The sequence below is a fragment of the Acetobacterium sp. K1/6 genome, from assembly GCF_034438075.1.
Classification (GTDB): Bacteria; Bacillota; Clostridia; order Eubacteriales; family Eubacteriaceae; genus Acetobacterium; species Acetobacterium carbinolicum.
On record NZ_JAXQGA010000065.1, the window covers coordinates 1 to 1,683 of the forward strand.

The window sequence follows — 1,683 nt, forward strand, 5'->3', positions numbered from 1 at the left end:
ATATTGGTTCTCCTTCATTTTATGGATTTAGTTTATATGACCTTAGTAAATCTGTCCAGTTAAGTATAGCCTATCCAATATTTAAAAATAGCAGGATATCAAGCAACGACACCTTACATACTAGAAATAGCAAGAGGTACTGTTGAAGTTGATGTTTATATTGAAACCCCAAATGAATTAGTAAAACAAATATTGTGCGAATGCAAATATTGGAACACACCTGTGACAAAAGAAAAGGTACATGCTTTTAGAACTGTTGTTTATGACTCTGGAGCGGAATTAGGCATTATGATATCTAAAAATGGGTATCAATCTGGAGCTATTGATGCAGCAAAATATTCAAATATTCGACTTGAAACTTGGGAAAGCTTTCTGAATATTATTATGCATAGATGGATTGACAATCGGTTATGGACGGTCAAAAAAATGGCAGCGCGTGTTATGAGTTTTGATGATGTTTACGATTATGAATGTGAAAAGTTAACGATTCAAGAGTCTATAATCTATCGACATATTTGTAATAATATGAGGAAAGTTACGAGTCAATCATGTTTTGTAACGAAGTCTAAATTAATGAATGATAATTTTTATATTGAGGGAACTCCAATTAATTCTATTTATTCTGATATTGAAGAATATTTAAATAAATTGTATCAAAAACTTTCTGATGCATTAGAAATACTTGAAAAATTGAGTGTGAAACCCAATAAACCCGATCGTTATATATCAACAATGAAAGCGTATATGGATAATGAATAAAAAAAATTCTATGAAGCAAAATTATGTCAATTGGTATAACAATGTAAGAATTCATTCAAAATTGGTTATTTGACCATCGATTTAGTGTTTTTAATGTGCGATAGTTTGAGTTAAAAAGAAAAGCGGAGAAAAATGCTTAAATTTAGGAATGCTTTGATGGATAAAATTATTCAAGTCACATTTGGACAATCACGTTCAAAACAATATAAAAAAACAGTTCAGCTCGCTAAAGAAATTCCTCATTATTGTGAAAAAAACAAGCTCCATTCTTTTTTTATCGATACAGTAGATGAATATTTTATGAATCAAGATGAGATAAACAAGATTATTGAAATTGTTCGCAATTGGAAAGGTTCATCTGTGCTGCTTTATGGGAAAGAATATAAATGTTATCTTGATTTTTGTGAATTTATTACTGAATTAAAAAAACATGCTGGTAAGTATAGTGTTCTAGTGAATAGCGGAAGTGATGTATCAATGGGGGATGTGACAATCGAAAAATTGCCTATGCCAGTGGTCTTATATCCATCTCATTGTGGTGCTTTTTTTGCCTTTTCTGATGATGTCGGAGAAGATTTTTATTTTTGTGAATGTGAAAGAAAAGCAATTGAGAATTACATTAAATTAAGAATTCAGAAACCACTTCAAAATCGTAGCACCAGTGATCCATGGACATATTCACTTGGCGCTGATGCATTTCCACCTATGGTTGCTGAGGTTTCTAAAAAATGGCAAGGTGATATACACACGCATATTAAATATAAGGAAAACTTGTGTTTTCGATGCAATAAAAAAGTCCCTAAAAAAACTTATTGTCATCCGATGTATGGAGGAAAGTTTCAACAGCTGAATATTTCACGGTAATGATACCAACGATATTCAATTGGATACCGGTAGCACACACATTGATACCGTGGACGATTC

Annotated in this window: 3 protein-coding genes; all 3 read left to right on the forward strand. The window is 31.6% G+C overall.

Annotation, left to right across the window (positions count from 1 at the left end; translation table 11 throughout):
• The first annotated feature begins 126 nt into the window (after positions 1-126).
• Complete coding sequence (locus U2P91_RS17855; RefSeq protein WP_256372229.1) at positions 127-759, forward strand: restriction endonuclease; 633 nt, start codon at positions 127-129, stop codon at positions 757-759.
• A 10-nt stretch (positions 760-769) separates the two neighbouring features.
• Positions 770-832, forward strand: coding sequence for an IS3 family transposase (locus U2P91_RS18025; RefSeq protein WP_371414220.1), 63 nt, complete (start codon positions 770-772; stop codon positions 830-832).
• 83 nt (positions 833-915) lie between these two features.
• Complete coding sequence (locus tag U2P91_RS17860) at positions 916-1,623, forward strand: hypothetical protein (protein ID WP_111889618.1); 708 nt, start codon at positions 916-918, stop codon at positions 1,621-1,623.
• The last annotated feature ends 60 nt before the right edge of the window (positions 1,624-1,683 follow it).

Coding starts and splice junctions, on each gene's coding strand:
- U2P91_RS17860 (WP_111889618.1), top strand. CDS start 916: ATGGATAAAATTATTCAAGTCACATTTGGACAATCACGTTCAAAACAA.